This is a genomic window from Mesorhizobium sp. MC2-1-1, assembly GCF_057597255.1.
In genome coordinates, this window is sequence record NZ_CP195205.1 from 2,102,247 (window position 1) to 2,122,941 (window position 20,695).

A 20,695-nucleotide genomic window follows, 5' to 3' on the forward strand; every position below is an offset into this window, starting at 1 on the left:
CCAGCGCAAACGACCGACAGGACACAGGCTCGCGGCCCCGTACCGCCTCTTCTTAGGCAAACTCCATGATCACCGCATCGACCGCGAGGCTGTCGCCAGGCTTTGCGTTGAGTTTCGTAATCGTCAGGTCGCGCTCGGCGCGCAGCACGTTTTCCATCTTCATTGCCTCGACCACGGCCAGCGTCTCACCGGTCTTGACTTCCTGCCCTTCCGCGACGGCGATCGAGACGACGAGGCCGGGCATCGGGCATAGCAGCATCTTCGAGGTGTCCGGCGGCAGTTTCTCCGGCATCAGCTTTTCGAGTTCCGCTATGCGCGGCAGCATGGCGCGCGCCGTCACCGACATGCCTTTCCAGGCGATGCGCATACCGTTCAGCGTCGGTCGGATCTGCGCCGCGATCCTGTTGGCCCCGACCGTTCCCTGCCAGATCGCGTCGCCCGGCCGCCAGTCGGAAGCGACCGTCAACGGCCTGCCGCCATCGATCGACAGGTCGACTTCCATTGGGATGGAGACCATGCCGTCGACGATCCCGACCGAAAGGTAGTTCGCGCCGATCCTCACCACCCAGTCGCGCTTGAGATGGCCCGAATGCGGCGCCAGCCTGCCGCCGAGGCGATCGAGCCGGTCGCGCCGCAGCAGCTCGATCGCGATTGCGACCGCGGCAAACACTGCCCTCTCCTCGCCATCCGGCTCTGCCGGGGCGAAGCCGTCCGGATATTCCTCTGCGATGAAACCCGTCGAGAGACGGCCCTCACGCCAGCGCGGGTGCTGCATCAGCGCCGCCAGGAACGGGATGTTGTGCTCGATGCCGTCGACGACGAAGCTGTCCAGCGCCTCCGACATCGCGTCGATCGCCTCGAGCCTCGTCGGCGCCCAGGTGCAGAGTTTCGCCACCATGGGGTCATAGAACATCGAGATTTCCGAGCCCTCGGTGACGCCGGTATCGTTGCGGACGACGATTTCGCCGAACCTGCCTTCATGCGGCGGCCGGTAGCGGGTCAGCCGGCCGATCGAGGGCAGGAAGTTGCGGAACGGATCCTCCGCGTAAAGGCGACTCTCCACCGCCCAGCCATTGAGCTCCACGTCGTCCTGCATGATGGCGAGCTTTTCGCCGGCGGCGACGCGGATCATCTGCTCGACCAGGTCGATGCCGGTCACGAGCTCGGTCACCGGGTGCTCGACCTGCAATCGTGTATTCATTTCAAGGAAATAGAAGTTCTTGTCTTTGTCGACGATGAACTCGACCGTGCCGGCGCTCTGGTAATCGACGGCCTTCGCCAGCGCCACCGCTTGCTCGCCCATGGCCTTTCTGGTTCCGGCGTCGAGGAATGGCGATGGCGCCTCCTCGACCACCTTCTGGTTGCGGCGCTGGATCGAGCATTCGCGCTCGCCGAGATAGAGCGCGTTGCCATGCGCGTCGGCCAGCACCTGGATCTCGATATGGCGCGGATCGACGACGAACTTCTCGATGAAGACGCGATCGTCACCGAAGGAGCTTTTCGCCTCCGAGCGCGCCCGCTCGAAGCCGTCGCGTACCTCCGCCTTGCTCCAGGCTATGCGCATGCCCTTGCCGCCACCGCCGGCCGAAGCCTTGATCATCACCGGATAGCCGATCTCGCCAGCTATTTTCTCGGCGTGGTCGGCATCTTCGATGACACCTAACCAACCGGGCACCGTGGAGACCTTGGCCTCGCTTGCGAACTTCTTCGATTCGATCTTGTCGCCCATCGCCTTGATGGCCTTGGGCTTCGGTCCGATGAAGACGATGCCTTCCTTCTCAAGCGCCTCGCAGAAAGAAGCGCGCTCCGAAAGGAAGCCATAGCCCGGATGCACGGCTTCCGCCCCGGTCTCCTTGCAGGCGGCGATGATCTTGTCAGGCAACAGATAGCTCTGTGCCGCCGGCGGCGGTCCGATATGCACCGCTTCGTCGGCCATTTCGACATGCACGGCGTCGCGATCGGCATCCGAATAGACCGCGACTGTGGCGATCCCCATCTTGCGCGCCGTCTTGATGACGCGGCAGGCGATCTCGCCGCGATTGGCGATCAGGATCTTCTTGAACATTCGGATGTCGTTCCTCCGGCGAAGAGGTCCAGTTCTATGGATAATTACGGCCCGCCTCAAGTGTCCGCGGTTGGCTTGCAGCCGCTTACGATTGCAGGAACCACGCCGAAAAACGTCGCAAAAGACATTGGCCGGCAGCCCGGGACTCGCTAATACTATTCCCAACGTCAAAGGGGTGGCAGGCTGGCATTCGCCACGGGCAGCTTGCCGTTAGCTAAAACTTACAGATCGCATGGGAGGAAGTGCCTCATGAAAACGCGTGCCGCCGTTGCCGTCGCCGCAGGAAAGCCGCTGGAGATCATGGAGGTGGACCTCGAGGGGCCGCGCGATGGCGAGGTTCTGGTAGAGGTCAAGGCGACGGGCATCTGCCACACTGACGAGTTCACGCTCTCGGGCGCCGATCCGGAAGGTCTGTTCCCGGCGATCCTCGGCCATGAGGGTGCCGGCGTGGTCGTCGATGTCGGCAAGGGCGTGACGTCGGTCAAGAAGGGCGACCATGTCATTCCGCTCTATACCCCGGAATGCCGGCAGTGCCCGTCCTGCCTGTCACGCAAGACCAACCTGTGCACCGCCATCCGCGCCACCCAGGGTCAAGGCCTGATGCCGGACGGCACCTCGCGCTTCTCGATCGGCAAGGACAAGCTGTTTCATTACATGGGCTGCTCGACCTTCTCCAACTTTACCGTGCTGCCCGAGATCGCGGTGGCGAAGGTCAATCCGGACGCGCCCTTCGACAAGATCTGCTACATAGGCTGCGGCGTGACGACCGGCATCGGGGCGGTGATCAATACGGCCAAGGTCGAGCAGGGCGCCACGGCCGTGGTCTTCGGCCTCGGCGGCATCGGCTTGAACGTCATCCAGGGCCTGCGCCTTGCCGGCGCCGACATGATCATCGGTGTCGATCTGAACAACGACAAGAAGGCCTGGGGCGAGAAGTTCGGCATGACGCACTTCGTCAATCCGAAGGAGATCGACGGCGACATCGTGCCTTACCTAGTCAACATGACCAAGCGCGGCGCCGACCAGATCGGCGGCGCCGACTATACATTCGACTGCACCGGCAACACCAAGGTGATGCGCCAGGCGCTGGAGGCCTCGCATCGCGGCTGGGGCAAGTCGGTCATCATCGGCGTCGCCGGCGCCGGCCAGGAGATTTCCACCCGGCCGTTCCAACTCGTCACCGGTCGCACCTGGATGGGCACCGCCTTCGGCGGCGCGCGGGGCCGCACCGACGTGCCGAGGATCGTCGACTGGTACATGGAAAAGAAGATCCAGATCGATCCGATGATCACCCACACCCTGAAGCTCGAAGAGATCAACAAGGGCTTCGACCTCATGCATGAGGGCAAATCGATCCGGAGTGTCGTGGTTTACTGAAGCAATGCCACCGGGTCGCCGGCCGCAACGCCGGCGACCTCAGTGGTCAAACATGGGAGGAATGGAATGGCGGAGAAACTGCATCCGAAGATAGACAACGGCCTGCCGAAGGAGAGCGCGAGCTTTGCCGGGGGCACGCTGGTCTGCCTGTGCACCAGCAAGCCGGTGAAGGTGAAGGTCAAGGGCCAGATCGCCCACGATCACGCCTGTGGCTGCACCAAATGCTGGAAGCCCGAGGGTGCGATCTTCTCGGTCGTGGCCGTCGCCGGCAGTGGCGATGTCACCGTCACCGAGAATGGCGACAAGTTGAAAGTGGTCGACCCGTCGGCGCTGATCCAGCGCCATGCCTGCACGGGCTGCGGCGTCCACATGCACGGCCCGGTCGAGCGCGACCATCCTTTCAAGGGTCTGTCCTTCATCCATCCCGAGCGCTTCGAGGAGGACGGCTGGTCGCCGCCCGGCTTCGCCGCCTTCGTCTCATCGATCATCGAATCCGGCGTCGATCCGAGCCGTATGGACGGGATCCGCGCGCAGTTGCGGTCGATCGGGCTCGAGCCTTATGACTGCCTCAGCCCCGGCCTGATGGACTACATCGCCACCTGGACCGCGAAGAAATCCGGCGCGCTGCCGGGATAGTTCCGAGTCAAGGCAGGGCTGGTCGACAGACCGGCCCTTCTTGCCTGGGAAAGCGCTCCATGGATCTTCGCGGCGTCAAGAATTGGAAGCTGAAACTCCGATACGGACGAGCGAAAACCCAGTTCCGTCACTTCACCGTTCTTGCGGATGGTGATGTGACAGAGGCGAATGCGGACTTGAAAACCCAGGTTGGTCCGGCCTTCTTCGGAATGAGTGTCTGGGCTTCAGATTCCGATGAGGCGATCGACATGGCCCAGGTTATCGGTAAGCATCTGGGTTTCGCCTGCACCCGCAACATCTATGTCTATGATACTGAGCCTGCCGAACCACCCGGCGATGAGCCGCGCGGCTATAATCTGAATTTCACGCCCTATGAACGAGATTGAAGACCTGGCTCGCCGAGAGCACGTTCGCCCGCAAATATACGTCGACGCGGACGCCTGCCCGGTGAAAGCCGAGGTCGAGAAGGTCGCGGAGCGCCATGGCGTAGTCGTGACTTATGTCTCCAATGGCGGCCTTCGCCCGTCCCGCGATCCTATGGTCCGCAACGTCGTCGTCTCCAAGGGCGCGGACGCGGCCGACGACTGGATCGTCGACAACGCCAGACCGAATGACATCGTGGTGACGGCCGACATCCCCCTTGCCGCGCGCACGGTGGCGCTCGGCGCGCATGTGCTCGGCCCCACGGGGCGGCCCTTCACGCCCGAAACCATCGGCATGGCGGTAGCGATGCGCGATCTGAAGCAGCACCTGCGCGAAACCGGCGAAAGCCGCGGCTTCAACGCCTCCTTCACACAGAAGGACCGCTCGCAGTTTCTCGGCGAGCTCGACCGCATCTTGCGGCGCGCCCTGAAATCGGTCACACCGGACTAGCGAGAACCGTCGCCATCAGGCCGGCCATGACCACCGATACGCCCATCAGCGACCCGTTTCACCGGCACGTACAATTCGCGGTGTCGGCCTGTGTCGGCTTTGCCGTTCTGGCGATCGCGCTGCTCCTGCGCGCGCCGTTCCCCTATTCCGTCTCGATCGGCGCCAACGCGTTCTTCGCCGCTTACATCATTCTCGTTCTGCGCCAGATGCCGCAACTGACCGGGCGCTACCTGAGCAAGAATGCGCGAGAGATCGATCTGCCGCTGCTGGGCATCTTTGGCGTCACGCTTGCCATCGTCGGCGTCGCCATCGTGTTGCTGTTCCAGTTGATCAATCACAGGGGCAGCAGTCCCGTCGTGCTGAGTTTCGCGCTGCTGTCGATTCCGCTCGGCTGGTTCGCCATCCATACGATGGCAGCGCTCCACTATGCGCATGTTTATTGGATGGACGGGGATGCGATCGATGCTGAAACCAAGAAGAAAATGCCGGTAGGCGGTCTTGATTTCCCCGGTGGCAAACGGCCGGAAGGCTGGGATTTCCTTTATTTCGCAACGGTGATCGGCATGACCGCGCAGACCGCCGACACAGGTATCACGACCTCACATATGCGCCGGGTCGTGCTCGTCCATTCCATCCTGGCGTTCTTCTTCAACACGGTCATCGTCGCCGCTGCCGTCAACCTCGCCGTCAGCCTCGGCAGCCCGTAATAAATCCGTGATGGGGTGAAACATCGCTTGGGTCGGCGACGTATTGGGAGGAGAACGATACGCTGAGGCCGCTACGGGATTGCGGCTGAAAGGGCAGGAACAATGGAATCCGTTGCCAGAAGCCAACCCGCCATCGAGGCGGATGCCTCGCCGAAGGACCCGACCCTCATTTACCGGCAATCGCGCTGGACGCGGTTGACCCACTGGCTGTGGGCCTTCTCGCTCTTCTTCATGATGCTGTCCGGCCTGCAGATATTCAACGCGCGGCCGCAGCTTTATCTTGGCAAGCAGTCCGGCTTCGAGTTCAACAACACCATTCTCGAGATCGGCGCCGAGAACACCGCCAACGGTCCGCGCGGTTTCACCGCAATCCTTGGCCACCGCTTCGACACCACCGGCGTGCTTGGCTGGTCGGGTCCGCCCGGGCAGGAAACGCCCCGCGCCTTCCCGGCCTGGGCGACCATTCCCTCCTATTACGATCTGGGCACGGCCCGCGTCGTGCATTTCTTCTTCGCCTGGATCCTTACCACGACGCTGCTCATCTGGTTGATCGCCGGACTGATCAACGGCCATATCCGCCGCGATCTCGCCCCTCGTGTGTCCGACCTGCGCAAGCTGCCGCGCGACATCGTCGATCACGCGAAGCTGAGATTCCATCACACGCGCGAATACAACACGCTGCAGAAGATGGCTTATGGCGGCGTGCTGTTCGTGGCTCTGCCGCTGATGATCGCTACAGGGCTAGCCATGTCGCCGAGCATGAATTCGGTGCTGCCCTGGCTCAATGAAATCCTCGGCGGCCGGCAAACCGCGCGCACCATCCATTTCACCGTCATGGTGCTGCTCGTCCTTTTCTTTGTCGTCCACATGCTGATGATTCTTGCCGCCGGCCCGATCAACGAACTTCGCTCGATCATCACTGGCTGGTATCGCACCGACCCGCCCGCACAGCATGATGAGCCAACCGAGAGGAGCGTCTGACATGGCAAAGTTCCAGATCAGTCGCCGCGGATTCCTGACCGCCAGCAGCCTCGGCCTGTCCGGCATCGCGCTATCCGGCTGCGACGCCTTCGACAGCGGCCTCGGCATCGGGGGCGGACTGCGCGGCTTCCTTGAGAACGCCAACGGCCTGACCTACCGCGCGCAGCGCCTTCTCGCCGGACGCGACGCGCTGGCGCCGGAATTCACCGAGGCCGATATCCGCCAGCCACAGCGACCGAATGGCGTTACAGCGCCTGATGACGACACCTACAAGGGGCTGCTCGCCAATAATTTCGCCGACTGGCGCCTGGAAGTAGCCGGCCTTGTCGAGAAGCCGCTGTCGCTGACCCGCGAGCAGCTCCAGAACATGCCGAGCAGGACCCAGATAACCCGCCATGACTGCGTCGAAGGCTGGAGTTGCATCGCCAAATGGACAGGTACGCCGCTGTCGCTGGTGCTCGACCAGGCGGTGGTCAAGCCGCAGGCGCGTTACGTGATGTTTCACTGCCTGGACACGATCGAGCAAAGCCTGTCCGGCGCCGTCAAATATTACGGCACCATCGACCTGATCGACGCCCGCCATCCGCAGACAATCCTTGCCTATGGCTTGAATGGCAAGCCGCTGCCCGTGGAAAACGGCGCGCCTCTGCGCGTGCGAGTCGAGCGCCAGCTTGGCTACAAGATGCCGAAATACCTCTACAAAATAGAGCTGGTCGACAGTTTTGCCAATGTGGGCGGCGGCCGCGGCGGCTATTGGGAGGACAATGGCTATGACTGGTATGGCGGCATTTGATGATGGCCCGCCTGCAGGCCGAGCATGATCTTCCGGCGGCCGAGCTTCAGGCCGTCGAGGAGCAATTTGACAGCGACAACCGGAGGCTGACGGGTCGCGCTGACGACCGCAACCTCGTCTATGTTCTACGTGACGAGGCGAGGCGCGCGATCGGGATCGCCTCCGGTTTTTCCTGGGCTGGCATCGCCGAGCTCAAGCTGTTGTGGGTCGACAAGGCCTATCGGGGCTTTGGGCACGGCAGGAAGCTGCTAGATGCCTTTGTCGCGGAGGCCGCAGCGCGAGGCTCGCGGCGGATATGGGTTTCGACCCACGACTTCCAGGCGCCAGGTCTTTACGAGAGGGCCGGCTTCGAGCGCATGGCCGAATTCGCCGGGTGGCCCGAAGGCCATTCCAGCATTGTCCTGCGCAAAACCATCGCAGCGGACGTGTCCGATCAAGCAACCTTGTCGAGCAAATGCGTCAGAGCCGGGTGAATTTCCGGCGACGCGTGCTTGATCAGCGCAAGCAGCGCGCGTTCATTATCGCGCAGCGGACGCTGGCCTCCGCCGACGCGCTCTAGCAGCCATTTGGCCTCCCCGCCATCGATCGTTTCGGCACGACGGGCCAATGCTTCGGCGGCTCTGTTCCTTGCTTCCCATTCGGCTTCAACGTCGCCGGGCGAGCGGTAAGCTTCTCTGATGCCGGCGAGCCCGCCAGACACCATACGGCTGAAAAAGACGCCGATCTCCGGCTCGGTATGGCCCAGGATCGTTTCCTGCCGCAACGCCACCTCGCGCGTCGGCGCCTCGTAGCCGGCCGAGCACATCACGTGGTTGGCGATCGCCTTGACGAAGAAGTCGTTCCAGGACGGATCATTGTCGGCCGCCGCGGTCCGGTCATTGATCCTGAACAGGACCTCCGCCTCGGCCCTTGTTACGGCGATGTTGCCGTCGCCGCCGAAGGCATGGAGAATGCGGCGCAGGAGATCGACCTCGGCCTTGGCGATCAGGCCCGGAACCAGTTCGCCGCCGAGCATCAGCGGGCCCTTGCCCTCGACCACCGCATGCGCGACCTGCTCCAGCGCATAGACCGAAAGCTGGCCGGGCGAGGATTTCGCTTGCTCCAGCACATGCACCAGCAGTTCGAGCTCGGTTCGGCTGTCGACCATGCCATCGCGCGAGATTGCGCGAACCAGCCACTCTGCCTTCTCTTGCGAGATATAGCCGACCGGCTTCTCCCGATGGACGATGTAATCCGTCACCGCCTCGACGAAGAACGGCGCCCACTCCGCGCACTTGTCGCGCGCTGCCTGATCGAGCGCGAACAACGCCTCCGCCTCGCCGCGACTTACCACGCCGTCAGCGAAGACCTCGCGCCGCAGCATGGTCACGTCCTCGGCCGTGATCTTGCTTTTCGAGGTCAGCCCCGCCACGGGAGCGCTCATGATCAATTCGCCCATACTGCCGTCCCTGCCCGTCGCCTTCTGCCGGCGTTATCCCTGAGGCTTATCAGCATTGTCTTGAGAAACCGGCAAATGAAGTGGTTAGCGAAGCCTTGTCGGTGCGGACGATCTGGTCCAACAGCGCCTTGCGCCTGAAAATGTCGCTGGGAGGTGACAAGGTGTCGCCGACGGGCTATGGATGGCGCGTCGAGGGCTCAGGCAACTGAGTCCTACCTGTTTGCGGGAGAGAGCAGCGCGAGCTGTCGCCGAAGGGGAAATCGCCCGAAATCTCTCAGGCAAAAGAACCGTTGACGGGAAAGACAACTCTGGAAAGTCGGGAATCTTCCCGCGCCGAAGGTGTAAGCGCTGCCGACAGGGTTACGGGGCGCGAGTCTCTCAGGCTTCAGACAGAGGGGCACGACTAGGCCGCCATTGGCGGTCGATTGCCGTGCGACTCTGGAGAAGACATGACAGGCGAAGACACCAGACATCTACCCCTTGAGGATTTGCATCAGGCCGCGGGCGCGCGTTTCGGCGCCTTCGCCGGCTGGTCGATGCCGCTCACCTACCCACCCGGCGTGATGAAGGAGCACCTGCATACGCGTGAGCATGCCGGCCTGTTCGACATCTCGCATATGAAGCTTTTTGCGGTCAGCGGTGCGGGCGCCGTGGCACTGCTGAACCGCGCCTGCCCGATCGACGCCGACGCGCTGGATATCTCGCAGTCCAAATACACCTTCTTCCTCAACGAGGCGGCAGGCATCATCGACGATTTGATCGTCACGCGCCTCGCTGACGACCGCTTCATGGTCGTTGCCAATGCCGGCAACGCTGTCGAGGACGAGAGGCATCTGCGCGCCCTGGCCGGCGGTTTCGACGCCAAGGTTGAACCGCTCGACCGGGTTTTCGTCGCGATCCAGGGGCCGGATGCCTGGGCGGCCCTGGCGCGGGCTGGCATCGAGACCGGCTCGTTGCTTTTCATGCATGGCATCGAGCCGCGCAAGAACTGGTTCATGAGCCGCTCCGGCTACACCGGCGAGGACGGGTTCGAGATCGGCCTGCCGGAAGCCGACGCGCGCGATCTCGTGGCCGCGCTGCTCAAGGACGAGCGAGTGCAATGGATCGGCCTTGCCGCCCGCGACAGCCTGCGCCTCGAGGCGGGTCTTTGCTTGCATGGCCAGGACCTGACACCGCAAATCGATCCGGCAAGCGCCGGCCTAATGTGGGCGATCCCCAAGGAAGTCCGCGCCGGCCATTTCATCGGCGCCGAAGCGCTGCGCTCGATCCTGGAGCACGGGCCGTCGCAAAAGCGCGTCGGCCTGAAGCCCGACGGCCGCCAGCCGGTGCGAGCGGGCGCGGCACTCGTCGATGCCGGCGGCAATCCGGCCGGCCAGGTCACCTCCGGCGGTTTCGGCCCCTCGACCGGCCATCCGGTCGCCATGGGCTACGTTGACACCGCGCTGGCCAAGGCCGGCGCGCAACTCTTCGCCGATGTCCGCGGAACGAAAATCCCGGTCGACGTCACGTCCCTGCCCTTCACCCCGCATCGCTACCGCAAAGGATAAATTCCAGATGGCAAAGACCTATTTCACCGAAGACCACGAGTGGCTGCGCGTCGAAGGCGGCGTCGCCACCGTCGGCATCACCGACTACGCCCAGGAGCAGCTTGGCGACCTCGTCTTTGTCGAACTGCCGGAAGTCGGCCGCAAGCTCGCCAAGGGCGACACCGCGGTGGTCGTCGAATCAGTCAAGGCGGCATCCGACGTCTATGCTCCGGTCGACGGCGAGATCACGGAAGCCAATGCCTCGCTGTCGGCCGATCCTGCACTCGTCAATTCGGCGGCAACCGGCGACGGATGGCTCTGGAAGATGAAGCTTTCCAACGAAAGCCAGCTCGACGGCCTCTTGGACGAGGCCGCCTATAAAGCGCACATCGGCTGACAGCAGGACGACGAAAATGACCGCAGCATCCACCCCCTTCTCGGCCCGCCATATCGGTCCCGGCCTCAACGACGTCCGCGCCATGCTTGCCGTGATAGGCGTTCCGTCCGTCGAGACGCTGATCAGCCAGGCCGTGCCGAGATCGATCCGGCTGGACGGGCCGCTGGCCTTGCCGGCGCCGGTGAGCGAAGCCGAAGCGCTGTCCGAATTGTCGGCGACCATGGCGAGGAACACGGTGCTGAAGAGCTTCATCGGCGCCGGCTATCACGGCGTCCATGTGCCGCCGGTCATCCAACGCAACCTGTTCGAGAATCCGGCCTGGTACACGGCCTACACGCCTTACCAGGCCGAGATCAGCCAGGGCCGGCTGGAAATGCTGTTCAACTTCCAGACCCTGGTCACCGAGCTCACCGGCCTGCCGGTGGCGTCGGCCTCGCTGCTAGATGAGGCGACCGCCGTCGCCGAGGCTGTCGGCATCGCGCTGCGCCACCACCGCGACAAGCGCACCAAGGTGGCGATTGCCGGTACCCCGCATCCGCAGACACTGGATGTCGTGCGCACCCGCGCGGAGCCACTCGGCATCGAGGTCGACGGCGAAACGATCGACGACAATACGGCCGCCCTGCTGGTTTCCTGGCCGGATACCTTCGGCGTCTATGGCGACCACAAGGCGGCGATCGAGAAGGCGCGCGCCGCCGGCGCGCTGGTCGTGTTCATCGCCGATCCGCTGGCGCTCACCCTGACGGACGCGCCCGCCAAGCTCGGCGCCGACATCGCCGTCGGCCCGATGCAGCGCTTCGGCGTGCCGATGGGATTCGGCGGTCCGCACGCCGCCTATTGCGCCGTTTCCGACAAACTGACCCGCCTGATGCCCGGCCGCCTCGTCGGCCAGTCGACTGATACCAAGGGCCGTCCCGGCTACCGGCTGGCGCTACAGACACGTGAACAGCACATCCGCCGCGACAAGGCGACCTCCAACATCTGCACCGCGCAGGCGCTGCTGGCCAATATGGCGACGGCCTACGCGATCTGGCATGGTCCTGCCGGCCTGCAGGCAATCGCCGGCCATGTCCACGGGCTCGCCGATCGCCTCGCGTCAGGTCTCAAGGCCGCCGGCATTCCGGTGCTCGGCGCGAGCCGCTTCGACACGGTGACGGCCGAGGTGAAGGGCCAGGCCGCCGCGATCGCCGCAGCAGCGGAGAAGACAGGCCGGCTGCTGCGTGTCATCGATGCGGACAGGATCAGCATCGCCTTCGACGAGACCTCGACGGAAGCAGATCTCGAGGCGATCGCCGGGCTCTTCGGCGCCAAGCCTGGCACGGAAGGCGGCTCGATGCCCGGCAAACCGCGCGGCAAGGAGTTCCTGACGCAGCCGGTCTTTCACGAGAACCGCTCCGAGACCGACATGATGCGCTTCCTGCGCCGGCTGGCCGACAAGGATCTCGCGCTCGACCGCGCCATGATCCCGCTCGGTTCCTGCACCATGAAGCTCAATGCGGCCGCCGAAATGATGCCGGTGAGCTGGTCGGACGTCGCCAATCTGCATCCTTTCGCGCCGGCCAATCATTCGGCAGGTTACCGCGCCATGATCGCGGATTCTCGAAGCCTGGTTGTCGGAGATCACCGGCTTCGACGCCGTGACCTTGCAGCCCAATGCCGGCAGCCAAGGCGAATATGCCGGCCTGCTCGCCATTCGCGGCTATCACCGCTCGCGCGGCGAGGGCCATCGCACCATCTGCCTGATCCCGTCTTCCGCGCATGGCACCAATCCGGCGAGCGCCGCGATGGCCGGCATGAGCGTCGTCGTCGTGCGCTGCACGGAGGACGGCAACATCGATGTCGAGGACCTCAAGGCCAAGGCCGCCGAGCATTCGACGAACCTAGCGGCGCTGATGTTCACCTACCCCTCGACGCACGGCGTCTATGAGGAAGGCGCGCGCGACCTCTGCGCCATCGTGCATGAGCATGGCGGCCAGGTCTATTTCGACGGCGCCAACCTCAACGCCCTTGTCGGCCTCGCCCGTCCAGGCGATATCGGCGCGGACGTCTGCCATATGAACCTGCACAAGACCTTCTGCATTCCGCATGGCGGCGGTGGCCCGGGTGTCGGCCCGATCGGCGTCAAGGCGCATCTGAAGCCCTACCTGCCTGGCCACGTCGCCGAAGGCACGACCCATGCCGTGGCGGCGGCGCCGTTCGGCAGCGCCTCGATCCTGCCGATCACCTGGATGTATATCCGGATGATGGGCGCTTCCGGCCTGAAGCAGGCGACCGAGACGGCAATCGTCTCGGCAAACTACATCGCGACCAGGCTCGCGCCGCACTTCCCGCTCCTCTACAAGGGCAGGCACGATCGCATCGCGCACGAGTGCATTCTCGACACCCGCGTGCTCAAGGAGAGCTCCGGCATCAGCGTCGACGACATCGCCAAGCGCCTGATCGACTACGGCTTCCATGCGCCAACCATGTCGTTCCCGGTCGCCGGCACGCTGATGATCGAGCCGACAGAGTCCGAGCCCAAGCGCGAGCTCGATCGCTTTTGCGAGGCGATGATCGCCATCGCCGGCGAAGCGGCGAAAGTGGCCAAGGGCGAGTGGCCGTCCAGCGACAACCCGCTGGTCAACGCTCCGCACACCGCGGCGGAGGCGCTGGCCGGCGCATGGACCCATCCCTATTCGCGGCTGGAGGCGGCCTATCCGGCGGGCGACGCCGATCTGGCGGCGAAATACTGGCCGCCGGTCTCACGCATCGACAATGTCGCCGGCGACCGGAACCTCGTCTGCTCCTGCCCGCCGCTGTCGGAATATCTCGGCGCGGCCGAATAGCCGCTGACGTTCGACCGGTTTTGAAGGCCGGCCCGGCATCGGGCCGGCGATCTTGCCGCGGCCGGCACGCCGCGTGAACCTGCGCGGTTCAGCCCTTGTCGAGCAATGCCAGATTGGCGTTGACCACCGTCTGGTCGGCCATGCCGGCCTTGGCTTCGAGCAGCAGCGCGCGCGCCTTCTTCCTGTTGCCGCGCAGCAGCTGCGAATAGCCCATATTGTTGACGATCTGAGGCTTGCGACCGGCGACCTTCAGAAGCTGCGCATAGGCGCGGTCGGCGAAGTCGAAACGACCGAGCTCGTCATAGGACGCGGCAAGCCCCATCCAGGCTTCGGCATTGTCGGACTTGAGCTCGACCGCCTTGCGGAAATGCTGCTCGGCAAGGCCGAAATTCGCCTCGCGGAACTGCTCCTTGCCTTCGACGAGGTCATTGGCGCTGACATCCTTGGCCACCGGCTGGATCGCCGTGGTCTTGGTCGTGTCGACGTTGCTGTTCGTCGTGCAGCCGCCGACCATCAAGACGGCCGCCAACGCCGCCGCAGCCCTGGGAAGTCTCTGACGCATGCCCTGCCCCATAGCCCGATTTGCCGGGTCGTTCTTCAGGAAAGGACGATACAGGAGAGCGATTAAGCTTCGGTGCCGAAATGCAGCTAAAATTCGGTTGCGCGCCAAGGATGCGTTAACCAGCCCATCAGGGTTAGTCCGTCGAGGTGTGCTTATATTGGGTCAGATCGAGCCACTGTTCGCAGGTCGCCCTCATCCGAATATCAGCATACCTTAGTGGAGGGCGGTCAGCTTCACGATGATCGGAATGATGGCGATCATCAGCACCACCGGCAGGATGCAGACCGTCACCGGAACCGACATCTTGGCCGGCAAGGCATGAGCCTTCTCCTCGGCCAACGACATGCGCTTGTGCCGCATTTCATCGGAAAATACACGCAGCGAGCCCGACAGGCTGGTGCCCAGCTCCTTGGATTGCTGCAAGAGCGTCGCGAAGGAACGCACCTCGTCGAGGCTGAGGCGGTCGGCTAGCGCCTTTAGCGCGTCGTCGAGGCTGCGGCCGGCCCGCAATTCGAGCGAAACCAGGATCAGGTTCTGGCTTAGCGAAGGATAGGTCCTTGCAAGCTCCCTGGAGACGCGCTCGATGCCGGCCTCCATGCTCATGCCGGCGTCGGAACAGACGATCATCAAATCCATGAAGTCGGGAAAGCCGTTGCGGTATTCGCGCATCTTCTCCCGCACCTTCTGCGTCAGCACCAGGCCAGGCAGGAAATAGCCGCCGGCGCCGGACAGGATGATGAAGGTCCAGCGGCTGGTCATCGTCGACTCGGCGCTTGCCGCCCAATGATTGACCAGGAAGGCGCCGACCGCCGCGCCGATCAGGGCAGCGAAACGGATGAGGAAGAACATGCCGACGGCGCGCGGCTCCATATAGCCGGCCTGGATGAGCTTCATGCGCAGCCGCGCGACATTCTCCGGATCGCTCCTGGCGTAGAATTCCTGCGCCCGCTTCACAGCCTTCTCGCGCACGGCGCTGGGGTTCTTCCTGGGCGCGGCTTCGGACTGCTCGGCCGGCTTCATCTCCTCGACCCTCAGCCGGCGCTTGACCTCGCTGCGATCGCCCTTGGCCTGCACCAGGGGCCAGGCGACAGCGCCGCCGCCCATCACCAGCAGCAGCACGGCAACCGGCATCGGCGAGGTCGGCGCAAGAGAGGCCAGGAAGCGGATGATGTCTTCCATCTCAGAACCTGAAATTCGACATCTTGAACATGATTGCGTTGCCGAGCAGCAGCCAGGCGATCGAGCCGCCCAGCATGTACCATGTCTTCGGCACGTCCCAGACATCCCGGTAGAACTGCGGCATCAGCACCATGATGGCCGTGAACAGAAGCACCGGCACCGCGGTCAGGATGTAAGCCGACATGCGCCCTTCCGTCGAAATGGCGCGGACCTTGCGGCGCAGCTTGCCGCGGTCGCGGATCGTCGCCGACAGGCCATCTAGGATCTCGCGTAAATTGCCGCCCGAGCTGCTCTGGATCGACACCGCCGTGACGAACAGCGGCAGGTCCTCATGGCCCACACGGTCGAACAGGTTGTTAAGCGCCGAGACGAGGTCGGAGCCATAGGTCACCTCGTCGGCGACGACGCCGAATTCGGTGCCGATCGGATCGGCCATCTCGCGCGACACCATGGCGATCGCCACCGGCACCGGGTGGCCGGCCTTCAGGCCGCGCGTTATCAATTCGAGCGCCTCGGGCAGTTGCATCCCGAACCGCTTGTGCCGGCGCTTGCGCATGGAGCGCAGGGCGATCACCGGCAGCACCGGCAGCAGCACGAGAAGGAGGATCAGGCCGAACAGGAGGGGCAGGCCCTTCCAGACCGCCACGAGCGCCAGCGCGAGAGCGATCCCCGATGTGATCATCAGGAACTTCGGCAGCGGCGTGGTCATGCCGGACTGCGTGCGCAAGGCGCGGAAGCGGTCGAGGGAAAAGATGGAGCCGCCGCCGTCGATCCCCCGCTCCTTCCGCAGTTGGATCAGCACCTGCTCCTGGCTGATCTTGTTCTCCGCGAGCTTCATGCGGCGGTTTATCGCCGTGCGCTTGTCGCTGCGCCCCGCATAGAGCAGGTAGCAGCCCTCGGCGATCATGATGCCGGTGAGCGCCGCCGCGGCGTACATGACGTAGATCGGGCTCAATCCCTCCAGCACCGGCCTAGTCCTGCGGCCTGCCGGGTTCGAAATACTTGCCCGGGAATTCGATGCCCATATTGCGCAGGTCCTCGAGGAAGCGCGGACGGATGCCGGTCGCCTCGAAGTGACCGAGGATTCTGCCGTCCGCCTCCATGCCGGTGCGAACGAAGCGGAATATCTCCTGCATCTGGATGACGTCGCCTTCCATGCCGGTCACCTCGGCGACGCTGGTCACCTTGCGCTTGCCGTCGGAAAGGCGCGTCAGTTGCACGATGATGTCGATGGCGCTGGAGATCTGGCTGCGTATCGACTGCACCGTCATCGGCATGCCGGTCATGCCGAGCATCTGCTCGAGCCGCGAGATAGCGTCACGCGGCGTGTTGGCATGGATGGTGGCCATGGAGCCTTCATGGCCTGTGTTCATCGCCTGCAGCATGTCGAAGGCCTCCTCGCCGCGGCACTCGCCGAGGATGACGCGGTCGGGCCGCATGCGCAGCGCGTTCTTCACCAGGTCGCGCTGCTTCAGTTCGCCGTGGCCCTCGATGTTGGCCGGGCGCGTCTCCATTCGCGCGACATGCGGTTGCTGCAACTGCAGCTCGGCGGCGTCCTCGATGGTGATAAGGCGCTCGTCTTCCGGAATGAAGGCCGACAATGCGTTGAGCATCGTCGTCTTGCCGGTGCCGGTGCCGCCCGAGATGATCGTGGTCTTGCGCGCATGCACCGCTGCGGCCAGCACCTCAGCCATGCTCTGGGTGATGGCGCCGAACTCGACCAGCTTGTGCAGGCCGAGCTTGTTCTTGGAGAACTTGCGGATCGACACCAGCGGCCCGTCGACGCCGACCGGCCGGATGGCGGCGTTGAAACGCGAACCATCGAGCATGCGGGCGTCGACCATCGGCTGTGATTCATCGACGCGGCGTCCGACGGCCGCGACGATCTTGTTGATGATTCGAAGCAGATGCGCTTCATCCTTGAAGGGGATGTGAACCTGCTGCAGCTTGCCCCGCTTTTCGACGAAGCAGTTCTGGTGGCCGTTGATCAGGATATCGTTGATCTCGGGGTCCTTGAGCAGCGGCTCCAGCGGGCCGAGGCCGACCATCTCGTCGACGATGTCGTCGACCAGCGCGTCGAGTTCGGCGTTGTTGATAGCCATCCGCTCATTACGCGTCTTCTCCGAGACGAATTCATGCACCTGCCGTCGCATTTCTTCCTTGGGCAGCCGTTCGAGCGCCACGAGGTTGATCTCTTCGAGCAGCATGCGATGGATACGCACGCGCGCATCGAGCACCTTGTTGGCGCTTTTTGCGGGCGCGGCTTCGGGCTTTGGCGGCGCCGGCTTGCGGGTCGACGGGATGATCACCGCATTATGCGTGACGGGCGCAGGCTCGTGCGCCCGCTGCGGACGGAGATCGCGGTTCTGCAGGTTGGAAAAGCGACTGGTCATCCCGCCTTCCTCCTCAGCAGGCCCTTGCCGAGGCCGAACAGCGATTTCGACTTCACCGTGGTCTGGACGGCCTCCTCCGGCAGGATGATCTTCTTCAGGTCGTTGACGACATTGGCGTTGGGGTCGATGGCGTGCAGCGGCACGCCCCGGTCGACGGCCTCGCGCACCAGCCGGTAATTGTTGGAGATGCCGCCGACGAAATGCTCGCCGAGTATGTCCTGGACGTCGGCCTGCCTGATGCCGCTGTCGAACATCTTCTGCTCGAAGCGATTGACGATGACGTTGGGCTTAACTTCCTTGCCGGCGGTCTCATAGACGGCCTGGATTAGACGCTGCGTATGACGCAGGCAAGGCACCGTCATCTCCGCGACGATATAGAGCTTGTTGGACCCCAGGAGCACCGTCTCGGTCCAGGGAAACCACGTGCGCGGCATGTCGATCACGACATTGTCGAAATAAGCCGCCACAAGGTCCAGCATGCGTACCACCACGTCGGTCTTGAACGATCGCATGTCCGAGGGACGCGTCGGCGCCGCCAGCACGCACAGCCCGCTCTCATGCTTTGACAGCATCACATCGAGCAGTTGCCGGTCGAGGCGTTCCGGCTGGTTCTCGATTTCCGTGATGTCGAAGCGCGGTTCGAGGTCGAGATATTCGGCGCAGGCGCCCTGCTGGAAATTGAGGTCGACGACGCATGTCGAGGCGCCGCGCATCACCGAATGATGCAACTGGAAGGCCGTTTGCAAGGCGAGCGTGGTGGTGCCGACGCCGCCGGCGGCCGGCATGAAGGTATAGATGTGCGATTCTGTATTTTCTTCCCGCCCCGGACCTTGCAGCGCGCGGATGACCGAACGCACGAGATCGGCCGTCGTAATCGGCTTGACCAGGAAATCGGCCACCTTGAGCTGCACCAGGATGCGCACCGCCGCGGCGTTGAATTCCTGGGTGACGACGACCACTGGAACGCTGCCTTCCAGTCGTCGCATGACGCGCTGCAACGACTCGATCTCTTCGAGTTTCGCAGCATCCATGTCGACGATGACGGTGCCGAAATCCGCCTCGAGGACCTCGCCGCGCAATTCGTTGACGCTCTTTTCCAGCGTCAGGAGCTCGATGACCTCGGAGGCGGCGAAGGCCGTCCGCGTGTCCTGCGCAAACACCCTGTCGGTGGAGACAAGCAGGATCTTCTTGGTCTTGGTGCCAGATGCCATCGTCGTCGGCCCATCAATTCGATGTCGTTGATGATGATGTCGTCGTCGGTGCCGAACCGGCTTTGGCGCCGACGGCTGTGCTCTCCGAGCTCGGACGCTGGGCCGGCACCAGGAGCCTGGTGTTCTGGACGCCGTACTTCCAGGGATCGACCATCTGCATGGCGGTGTTGGCTGCCTGCGCGTTGCCGACCCCCGGCGTCACGCCCTCGGTGCGCACATAATCGTCGCTGGTGCAGCCGCCAACGAGCCCGGCCATGAGCAGTGCGATGCAAGTGTAGATGCGCATGGCCTTATTCCTTCGGCAGGTCGAGGAAGTGGCCGGACTTGGTGGCGGCCACCGGGCGGGCGGCGCTGCCATCGGCCAGTGTCACCGGGCGCTTCGGCGCCGAGGCATCGACCTCCTCGGTGTTGTTGAGGAAATAGTCGGCGACGCTTGCTGGCCGGGTGCCGTCGGTTGGCTCGACCATCTTTTTCGAAGGATCGACCGGCTTGACCAGGTAAGGCGTGACGATAATCACCAGATCGGTCTCGCGCCGCTGATAGGATTTCGACGAAAACAGCGGACCGAGCACCGGCAGCTTGCCGATCCCCGGCACACGCGACGTGGTGATGTCGTTCTGCGACTGCAAGAGACCGGCGATCATGAAGCTCTGGCCGTTCTTGAGGTCGACCGATGTCCTGGCGCGGCGCACGATGAAGGCCGGAATGGAAATGCCGCTGCTGACCTGGATGGAAGCCGATGGGTCGATCGAGGACACTTCCGGCGCGATGTCGAGGCTGACCAGCCCGTCCTTCAGCACCGTCGGCGTGAAATCGAGGCCGACGCCGTATTTCTTGTAGGTGACGCTGATCTTGCCATTGTCTTCCGAGACCGGGATCGGGAACTCGCCGCCGGCAAGGAAGCTGGCCGTCTGGCCCGAACGGGCAATCAGGTTCGGCTCCGCCAGCCGCCGTGCCAGACCGCGTTCCTCCAGCGCCTTGATGGCGATATCGATCGACAGGCCATTAGACAGCAGGCTGCCGATAATCTCACCTGTCCCGGCCGTCGGCACGTTTCCCCCGTCCGGGTTCAGCACGACGTTGCGATTTCCGATGCCATAGGCGAAATTGGCTGCGTATTTGGCGCCGAGGTCCTGGCCGGCCTGGCGGTTGATCTCGACGAAGCGGACGTTGAGCTGCACCTGCTGCGAAGACGAGATGTTGACCGAGTTGATGACTTCCTCATTGCCCGAGAAACGCGACGCGATCTTGCTGGCCTTGTCGGCAGCAACCGCGTCGTCGGCCTCTCCCGACAGCACGACGCGGCCGTTTGCCGACCCGACCTTGATCTTGGCGTCGGGCACGCTGGCGCGGATGGTGCTGGCCAACTGGTCGGTATCCAGCGTCACTTCGATGTCGATGGTGCCCACCAGCTGCTTGTTCTGGTCGAATAGGGCAATGCCGGTGGTGCCCAGATTGTTACCCAGCACATAGAAGGACTTGTCGGTCAGCGGGTTGACGTTGGCGATCTCCGGATCGCCGATGACGATCTGGTAGAAGGCGGCGCTCGTCATGATCGTCTTCGGCTTGCCCTTGGCGACCTTGATCGACGCGTTCTTGTTCGCCGAGACATAGACGATATCGTTGCCGGCTCTTGCGGGCGCGGCGACGCCCAGCATTGCCGCGGCCAGCGCGATCACGCCGAAAAGACGCCATCCCCTGGTCGCCCGAAATGCATCAAACCCGAACATCT

At 63.7% G+C, this 20,695-nt stretch carries 19 protein-coding genes, 1 pseudogene and 1 riboswitch; of the genes and pseudogenes, 11 read left to right on the plus strand and 9 right to left on the minus strand.

Features of this window, described 5'->3' with window-relative positions:
* Positions 1-52 precede the first annotated feature (52 nt).
* On the minus strand, positions 53-2,065 hold the full coding sequence (locus ACR64R_RS10600; RefSeq protein ID WP_487361575.1) for an acetyl-CoA carboxylase biotin carboxylase subunit: 2,013 nt from the start codon (positions 2,063-2,065) through the stop codon (positions 53-55).
* Positions 2,066-2,314: 249 nt separating this feature from the next.
* Here ACR64R_RS10600 and ACR64R_RS10605 point away from each other — a divergent pair, with 249 nt between their 5' ends.
* The 8 genes from ACR64R_RS10605 to ACR64R_RS10640 all read left to right on the plus strand — a co-directional run bounded on the left by ACR64R_RS10605 (position 2,315) and on the right by ACR64R_RS10640 (position 7,905).
* The gene (locus ACR64R_RS10605) at positions 2,315-3,442 is read left to right on the plus strand and encodes an S-(hydroxymethyl)glutathione dehydrogenase/class III alcohol dehydrogenase (protein WP_487361576.1); all 1,128 of its coding nucleotides are present in this window, start codon (positions 2,315-2,317) and stop codon (positions 3,440-3,442) included.
* A 66-nt stretch (positions 3,443-3,508) separates the two neighbouring features.
* Positions 3,509-4,078 carry an S-(hydroxymethyl)glutathione synthase gene (gene gfa, locus ACR64R_RS10610; protein WP_487361577.1) on the plus strand — a complete coding sequence of 190 codons (570 nt, stop codon included), beginning with the start codon at positions 3,509-3,511 and terminating at the stop codon, positions 4,076-4,078.
* 59 nt (positions 4,079-4,137) lie between these two features.
* The gene (locus ACR64R_RS10615; protein ID WP_487361578.1) at positions 4,138-4,464 is read left to right on the plus strand and encodes a hypothetical protein; all 327 of its coding nucleotides are present in this window, start codon (positions 4,138-4,140) and stop codon (positions 4,462-4,464) included.
* Positions 4,451-4,951, plus strand: coding sequence for a YaiI/YqxD family protein (locus ACR64R_RS10620; protein WP_487361579.1), 501 nt, complete (start codon positions 4,451-4,453; stop codon positions 4,949-4,951). Before ACR64R_RS10615 ends, ACR64R_RS10620 begins: the two co-directional genes overlap by 14 nt.
* A gap of 26 nt (positions 4,952-4,977) precedes the next feature.
* A complete protein-coding gene (locus ACR64R_RS10625; RefSeq protein ID WP_487361580.1) occupies positions 4,978-5,658 on the plus strand; it encodes a DUF1345 domain-containing protein in 681 nt (226 codons plus the stop codon).
* Positions 5,659-5,760: 102 nt separating this feature from the next.
* Positions 5,761-6,639: a cytochrome b/b6 domain-containing protein gene (locus tag ACR64R_RS10630; protein WP_487361581.1), complete on the plus strand. Its 879-nt coding sequence runs from the start codon at positions 5,761-5,763 to the stop codon at positions 6,637-6,639.
* A gap of 1 nt (position 6,640) precedes the next feature.
* Complete coding sequence (locus ACR64R_RS10635; RefSeq protein ID WP_487361582.1) at positions 6,641-7,432, plus strand: molybdopterin-binding protein; 792 nt, start codon at positions 6,641-6,643, stop codon at positions 7,430-7,432.
* Positions 7,432-7,905: a GNAT family N-acetyltransferase gene (locus ACR64R_RS10640; protein ID WP_487361583.1), complete on the plus strand. Its 474-nt coding sequence runs from the start codon at positions 7,432-7,434 to the stop codon at positions 7,903-7,905. Before ACR64R_RS10635 ends, ACR64R_RS10640 begins: the two co-directional genes overlap by 1 nt.
* Here the strand turns inward: ACR64R_RS10640 and ACR64R_RS10645 are convergent.
* Complete coding sequence (locus tag ACR64R_RS10645) at positions 7,866-8,870, minus strand: hypothetical protein (protein WP_487361584.1); 1,005 nt, start codon at positions 8,868-8,870, stop codon at positions 7,866-7,868. The two genes, ACR64R_RS10640 and ACR64R_RS10645, sit on opposite strands and share 40 nt — an antisense overlap.
* 213 nt (positions 8,871-9,083) lie before the next feature.
* Positions 9,084-9,170: riboswitch (glycine riboswitch) on the plus strand.
* 149 nt (positions 9,171-9,319) lie between these two features.
* Here ACR64R_RS10645 and gcvT point away from each other — a divergent pair.
* The 3 genes and pseudogenes from gcvT (at position 9,320) to gcvP (ending at position 13,618) form a co-directional block, all read left to right on the plus strand.
* The gene (gene gcvT / locus ACR64R_RS10650; RefSeq protein ID WP_487361585.1) at positions 9,320-10,417 is read left to right on the plus strand and encodes a glycine cleavage system aminomethyltransferase GcvT; all 1,098 of its coding nucleotides are present in this window, start codon (positions 9,320-9,322) and stop codon (positions 10,415-10,417) included.
* Between the two features lie 7 nt (positions 10,418-10,424).
* A complete protein-coding gene (gene gcvH, locus ACR64R_RS10655; protein WP_487361586.1) occupies positions 10,425-10,793 on the plus strand; it encodes a glycine cleavage system protein GcvH in 369 nt (122 codons plus the stop codon).
* A gap of 16 nt (positions 10,794-10,809) precedes the next feature.
* A pseudogene (gene gcvP, locus ACR64R_RS10660) lies at positions 10,810-13,618 on the plus strand (aminomethyl-transferring glycine dehydrogenase).
* Positions 13,619-13,706: 88 nt separating this feature from the next.
* On the opposite strand, the gene ACR64R_RS10665 reads toward gcvP, so the two are convergent.
* From ACR64R_RS10665 to ACR64R_RS10695, 7 genes are all read right to left on the minus strand, one after another.
* Entirely contained in the window at positions 13,707-14,180 is a 474-nt protein-coding gene (locus ACR64R_RS10665; protein WP_487361587.1) for a tetratricopeptide repeat protein, read from the minus strand.
* Positions 14,181-14,393: 213 nt separating this feature from the next.
* Positions 14,394-15,359, minus strand: coding sequence for a type II secretion system F family protein (locus ACR64R_RS10670; RefSeq protein ID WP_487361588.1), 966 nt, complete (start codon positions 15,357-15,359; stop codon positions 14,394-14,396).
* 1 nt (position 15,360) lies between these two features.
* On the minus strand, positions 15,361-16,326 hold the full coding sequence (locus ACR64R_RS10675; protein WP_487361589.1) for a type II secretion system F family protein: 966 nt from the start codon (positions 16,324-16,326) through the stop codon (positions 15,361-15,363).
* A gap of 4 nt (positions 16,327-16,330) precedes the next feature.
* Entirely contained in the window at positions 16,331-17,752 is a 1,422-nt protein-coding gene (locus ACR64R_RS10680) for a TadA family conjugal transfer-associated ATPase (protein WP_487361590.1), read from the minus strand.
* Entirely contained in the window at positions 17,749-18,963 is a 1,215-nt protein-coding gene (locus ACR64R_RS10685) for a CpaE/TadZ family protein (protein WP_487361591.1), read from the minus strand. Before ACR64R_RS10685 ends, ACR64R_RS10680 begins: the two co-directional genes overlap by 4 nt.
* A gap of 13 nt (positions 18,964-18,976) precedes the next feature.
* Positions 18,977-19,249: a hypothetical protein gene (locus ACR64R_RS10690; protein WP_487361592.1), complete on the minus strand. Its 273-nt coding sequence runs from the start codon at positions 19,247-19,249 to the stop codon at positions 18,977-18,979.
* A gap of 4 nt (positions 19,250-19,253) precedes the next feature.
* Positions 19,254-20,693 (minus strand): type II and III secretion system protein family protein, encoded by a 1,440-nt coding sequence (locus ACR64R_RS10695; protein WP_487361593.1) that lies wholly within the window; start codon positions 20,691-20,693, stop codon positions 19,254-19,256.
* Positions 20,694-20,695: the final 2 nt, after the last annotated feature.

What these genes read in the sequence shown, in the direction of transcription:
- ACR64R_RS10600 (WP_487361575.1), bottom strand. Translation starts at nt 2,065, where the DNA reads ATGTTCAAGAAGATCCTGATCGCCAATCGCGGCGAGATCGCCTGCCGC.
- ACR64R_RS10605 (WP_487361576.1), top strand. Translation starts at nt 2,315, where the DNA reads ATGAAAACGCGTGCCGCCGTTGCCGTCGCCGCAGGAAAGCCGCTGGAG.
- gfa (WP_487361577.1), top strand. Translation starts at nt 3,509, where the DNA reads ATGGCGGAGAAACTGCATCCGAAGATAGACAACGGCCTGCCGAAGGAG.
- ACR64R_RS10615 (WP_487361578.1), top strand. Translation starts at nt 4,138, where the DNA reads ATGGATCTTCGCGGCGTCAAGAATTGGAAGCTGAAACTCCGATACGGA.
- ACR64R_RS10620 (WP_487361579.1), top strand. Translation starts at nt 4,451, where the DNA reads ATGAACGAGATTGAAGACCTGGCTCGCCGAGAGCACGTTCGCCCGCAA.
- ACR64R_RS10625 (WP_487361580.1), top strand. Translation starts at nt 4,978, where the DNA reads ATGACCACCGATACGCCCATCAGCGACCCGTTTCACCGGCACGTACAA.
- ACR64R_RS10630 (WP_487361581.1), top strand. Translation starts at nt 5,761, where the DNA reads ATGGAATCCGTTGCCAGAAGCCAACCCGCCATCGAGGCGGATGCCTCG.
- ACR64R_RS10635 (WP_487361582.1), top strand. Translation starts at nt 6,641, where the DNA reads ATGGCAAAGTTCCAGATCAGTCGCCGCGGATTCCTGACCGCCAGCAGC.
- ACR64R_RS10640 (WP_487361583.1), top strand. Translation starts at nt 7,432, where the DNA reads ATGATGGCCCGCCTGCAGGCCGAGCATGATCTTCCGGCGGCCGAGCTT.
- ACR64R_RS10645 (WP_487361584.1), bottom strand. Translation starts at nt 8,870, where the DNA reads ATGGGCGAATTGATCATGAGCGCTCCCGTGGCGGGGCTGACCTCGAAA.
- gcvT (WP_487361585.1), top strand. Translation starts at nt 9,320, where the DNA reads ATGACAGGCGAAGACACCAGACATCTACCCCTTGAGGATTTGCATCAG.
- gcvH (WP_487361586.1), top strand. Translation starts at nt 10,425, where the DNA reads ATGGCAAAGACCTATTTCACCGAAGACCACGAGTGGCTGCGCGTCGAA.
- ACR64R_RS10665 (WP_487361587.1), bottom strand. Translation starts at nt 14,180, where the DNA reads ATGCGTCAGAGACTTCCCAGGGCTGCGGCGGCGTTGGCGGCCGTCTTG.
- ACR64R_RS10670 (WP_487361588.1), bottom strand. Translation starts at nt 15,359, where the DNA reads ATGGAAGACATCATCCGCTTCCTGGCCTCTCTTGCGCCGACCTCGCCG.
- ACR64R_RS10680 (WP_487361590.1), bottom strand. Translation starts at nt 17,752, where the DNA reads ATGACCAGTCGCTTTTCCAACCTGCAGAACCGCGATCTCCGTCCGCAG.
- ACR64R_RS10685 (WP_487361591.1), bottom strand. Translation starts at nt 18,963, where the DNA reads ATGGCATCTGGCACCAAGACCAAGAAGATCCTGCTTGTCTCCACCGAC.
- ACR64R_RS10690 (WP_487361592.1), bottom strand. Translation starts at nt 19,249, where the DNA reads ATGCGCATCTACACTTGCATCGCACTGCTCATGGCCGGGCTCGTTGGC.
- ACR64R_RS10695 (WP_487361593.1), bottom strand. Translation starts at nt 20,693, where the DNA reads ATGTTCGGGTTTGATGCATTTCGGGCGACCAGGGGATGGCGTCTTTTC.